Below are 4,445 nucleotides of genomic sequence, written 5' to 3' on the forward strand. Positions count from 1 at the left end.
AACGCGAACCGGGCTCGCGCAGAAAAGCCAGTTCCTCGGCAGTGGACTCACGGCCGAGGATGGCGTTGCGATGGGGGAAGCGCCCGAAGCGGGCAATGACTTTCCGGTGCCGTTCGGCGTAGTCCAGGTGATCGGCGAACACCGGACGATCTGCCTCCGGCTGTGCGTCATGCAGGGCGGCAAAGCGGGAAACCCCTTCGTTCTGCACCGCCAGGTGCTCGCAATGCTCGAACACCAGATAGATGAAGCTGCGCTGCATGGCCGGCAGGCGCCGGTCGAGATCCGCAGCAATGCCTTGCGCCACCAGTGCCTGGGCACGGGCATCGCCGGAGAACGCCTTGGGAGTATCGCGATAGATCATGCGTGGCAACTGATCGAGCAACAGCACCAGGGCCAGCCAACCTTGAGGACTTTGCGTCCACTCGGTCAATTCGCCGGCCAGTGCCTGTTCCACTAGGGCCCCGAAGCGCTCACGCGCCTCAAGGTCCTGACTGTCACGCTTGCCGAACCACAGCCGGCCCTTATCCGCCACGATGTCCGCCGGTTTATCGGCTGAACCGAACCACCAATCGAGCAAGGGCTGCCAGGGCGCGGCCATGTTTTATTCCTTGTGGTACGCGGTGACGCGAGCCACTTCTTCCTTGGAGCCAAGGAACACCGCTACACGCTGGTGCAGGCCTTCAGGCTGGATGTCGAGAATGCGCTTGTGACCGTCGGTGGACGCGCCACCGGCCTGTTCCACCAGGAACGACATCGGGTTGGCTTCGTACATCAGGCGCAGCTTGCCTGGCTTCTCCGGTTCGCGGCTGTCACGTGGGTACATGAACAGACCGCCACGGGTCAGGATACGGTGCACGTCGGCCACCATGGCCGCGACCCAGCGCATGTTGTAGTTCTTTTTCAGCGGACCGGTATCACCGGCCAGCAGCTCATCAACGTAGCGCTTGACCGGGGCTTCCCAGTGACGCTCGTTGGACATGTTGATGGCGAATTCCTGGGTGGACTCCGGAATCTTGATGTCTTCGTGGGTCAGCACGAAGCTGCCCATTTCACGGTCCAGGGTGAAACCTTTCACGCCGTCGCCCAGGGTCAGCACCAGCATGGTCTGCGGGCCGTAGATGGCGTAACCGGCGGCGACCTGCTGGGTGCCCGGCTGCAGGAAGGCCCGTTCGTTCAGGGCTTCGTTCTGGCTCAGGTATTCGTTAGGGCAGCGCAGTACCGAGAAGATGGTGCCAACCGGTGCGTTGATGTCGATGTTCGACGAACCGTCCAGCGGATCGAATACCAGCAGGTAGGCGCCTTTCGGGTATTTGCCCGGGATCTGGTAGGCATTGTCCATTTCCTCGGACGCCATGCCGGCCAGGTGACCGCCCCATTCGTTGGCTTCGAGGAGGATCTCGTTGGAGATCACGTCGAGCTTCTTCTGTACTTCGCCCTGCACGTTTTCCGTGCCCATGCTGCCCAGAACACCACCCAGGGCGCCTTTGGACACGGCGTGGCTGATTTCCTTGCAAGCACGCGCCACCACTTCGATCAGGAAGCGCAGATCGGCAGGAGTGTTGTTGCTGCGGGTCTGCTCAATCAAATAGCGACTCAGGGTAACGCGGGACATGGAAGGCTCCGGAGGAATGGGGGGCTAAAAACCCGCGCAGTTTAACGCGAGTCGGGGCGCATTTCCTCCTCTCAGACAGGGAACCGGCAGATAGAGTTCAGGCGCCGGGTTCAGCGTAGTCAAAAACCCCAGGCATGATGGGCGTCCGTGGCTAGGGAGCTTGCTCCCGCTCGGCCGCGCAGCGGGCGTAATACCTGCCGCCGTTGCTTAACGGCGGGAATGGAGTTGTTGCCATTGGGGTACCTGCGCCCCGGAGCGCCGGCCGACCCACCGGGAGCAAGCTTCCTCGCCATAAGTACCCGCCTCAGGCCGCGGGTTTGCGCAACATGCTGAAGGCCATGCCGCCCAAGGCCAGCACCCCCAGGAGCAATACCGCCCACAGGCCGATCTTCTTCCAGTCCGGCCCGCCGGCCGCCACGGCAGCAGCAGGAGCGGCAGTGGCCGAGGCCAGTTGCGCCGCGCCCTCGACCTTGGCCTGACCCAATTGCTTGAGGCGTTGCGGGCTGTAGTCGGGGATCAAGGTCGCCAGCGGCAGGTTGGCCGCGCTCGCGGTGGGGTTGCCCAGGGCCAGGGTGTAAGGCCCGGCACCCCGGGCCAGGAACACCAGTTGGGCGCCGCGCACGGCGAACTCCAGGCTCGGGGCCTCGGCGCCCAGGCCGCCGCCGCGCTCGTCCACCACCAGCTTGAGTTGCTGCACAGTCTGCCCCGGCAACTGCAGTTCGTTCTGTTGCACGTCCTGGCCGTTCTGGGTCAGGCGGTACAGCAGACCATTGCCCAGGTGCTGCCACGGCAGGCTGCTTTCACGGCGCCCATACAGCGTGGCCGGGGCCAGGCTGTTGGCCTGGGTCAGGGCAATCCGTACCCGTTCCAGGTTCAGGCCCATGGGCAACTGCCAGGTGTATTCGCCGCCCTTGCCACTGCTGCCTCCCAGGGGCTGCGACCACACCAGCGGCGATGGCAGGCTGCTGGTGCTGCTGCTCTGCAACTGGGCCGAGGTCAGCACCGGCGCCGCTTGCGGGGTGTTCCACAACAGGCGCAGGTAGCGCGCCGTCTGCCCGGGCAAGGCCACTTCATGCTGCTCGACCCGCTCGTCGGCGAACGACAGGCGCGCCACCTGGCCTTCGCCCCAGGGTTGCCAGTGCTGCAAGTCGTCACTGGCCTCGATGCTGAACCGCTGGAAGCCGTCGCGCTCGCTGTTCCAGTCCAGCACCAATTGCTGCAACGGTGCCTTGATCGCGCTGGCATCCAGCAACCAACCGCGCAGGACTTCCTCCCCGGCCTCCAGCTCAGTGGAAGGCTGGACCTCCACCAAGGTGCCATTGGTGGTGGACTGCACCCGCACGCTGGGGGGGCTGTCGGCGGCGTCCGCCGAGTTGTACAGCGGGAACCACTTCACATCACTGAGCATGCGCTGCTCGGTGGTCTGCGCCTGCTGGCGCGCCAGGGCATAGGCCTGGGGCTCACCGGCGGCGTTGAACACACGGATGTCCCGCAGGTCGGTCTGGCTGGCATGCAGTTGCACCGCCAACGGCAACTCCAGGCGATACCAGGGGCCTTCGCCGCTCAGGCTCAAGGGCGCCAGGGACTTGAAATCCCCCGGTTTGTCCTGGGCCACGGCGGACAGCGCCACACACAGGCCAACAGCCCCCAACCAGCCCAGGCTCAGCTTCGCACTCACGATGACACTCCTTCATTCAACGGTTTGCCGGGCTCGGCTTGCGCCTCGGCGCGCTTGGGCGGCAATGGGGCGAAATAGCCCACCACCAGCAGCAATACTCCCACCCCGATGAACGAGACGATCCGCGCCAGCCCGCCACGGTTGCTCAATTCCACCAGGAACAGCTTGGCCACCACCACGGCGATCAGCACGGCACCAATCAGCCACACCTCGCGGCGATGGCGCAGATGGCCGCCGATCATCAGGCTCAGGGCAATCAGGGTCCAGACGATGGACAGCCCGGCCTGGACCATCATCGACTCAAGCAAGGCATCCGCCTGGAACGGCACACCGCTCCAATGGTGGGCGGCCCGCATCACCAGCACGGTAAAGAAGGCGAACAGCGACAGCCCCGCCACCAGTTGCGTGGCGCGTTCGGCGTAATCGGCGCGGATCGCCAGTTCCTGCACCGCGCTGCGCGACCAGACATAGACGCCGAACAGGGCGAACAGCAGCCCCAGCTCCAGTGGGTTGAGCAGCGGCAGGTAGGGCAACGGTTCGGCCCGGCCATCGCTGAAGGTATTGGCCAGCCAGAACCAGCCCAGCATCAACACCGCCAGAGGCAGCGCGGCATACAGGCGGTACTCCCGGGAGTGGGCAGAAACCGGCCACGGCCAATGGCGCGGCGCGGCCATCGCTACCAGGTACAGGCTCGGCAGAATCGCCCAGCCCAACCAGCGCCAGGCGTTGTACTGCTCGGACAACAGCAGCAGGCCATAACGCAGCTCCAGGGCCAACACGCCGATCAGCAGCCAGCAACCCAGCACATGGGCGATGCTCAGGACCCGCGTCGGCAGCCATGCCGCCAGGCGCCGCAAACTGAAGAAGTGCACGGTGAACAGCAGGGTCCAGGCCAGCCAGCCCAGATCCGCCGCCGGGTGATAACGCGGTGCCCAAGCCGCCAGCAGCACCAGCCCCCCCGCCGGTATCAGCAGGCTGCACACCAGCCCCAGGGACTTCCACTGCAGTCGTACCGCCAGCAGCGCGCAGAGCAGCACGCTGGTCGCGGTGATCAGCAGCAACAGGCTCGCCTGCCAATGGGCCGGGGCGAAGCGCAGCACTTCCTTGAGCCAGGTAAAGGCCCACCAGCATGCGCCCCAGGCCAGCAACAGATCG

General features: G+C 65.2%; 4 protein-coding genes. All 4 read right to left on the reverse strand.

Features of this window, described 5'->3' with window-relative positions; translation table 11 throughout:
• On the reverse strand, positions 1-598 hold a 598-nt coding region (locus tag BLX41_RS05760; protein WP_148059692.1), incomplete at its 3' end, for a DUF924 family protein.
• Positions 599-601: 3 nt separating this feature from the next.
• Positions 602-1,612, reverse strand: a complete 1,011-nt coding sequence (locus BLX41_RS05765) for a class 1 fructose-bisphosphatase (protein WP_123724125.1) — start codon at positions 1,610-1,612, stop codon at positions 602-604.
• 304 nt (positions 1,613-1,916) lie between these two features.
• Positions 1,917-3,290 carry a DUF3999 domain-containing protein gene (locus BLX41_RS05770; protein ID WP_123724126.1) on the reverse strand — a complete coding sequence of 458 codons (1,374 nt, stop codon included), beginning with the start codon at positions 3,288-3,290 and terminating at the stop codon, positions 1,917-1,919.
• Positions 3,287-4,445: DUF2339 domain-containing protein (locus BLX41_RS34555; RefSeq protein ID WP_259744462.1), on the reverse strand; the 1,159-nt coding region annotated here is incomplete at its 5' end. The genes BLX41_RS34555 and BLX41_RS05770, both read right to left, overlap by 4 nt.

It is taken from the genome of Pseudomonas protegens, from assembly GCF_003732485.1.
GTDB classification, from domain to species: domain Bacteria; phylum Pseudomonadota; class Gammaproteobacteria; order Pseudomonadales; family Pseudomonadaceae; genus Aquipseudomonas; species Aquipseudomonas protegens_B.

Excerpts from the sequence above, each read along its gene's own strand:
- BLX41_RS05765 (WP_123724125.1), bottom strand. The coding sequence starts at position 1,612 with ATGTCCCGCGTTACCCTGAGTCGCTATTTGATTGAGCAGACCCGCAGC.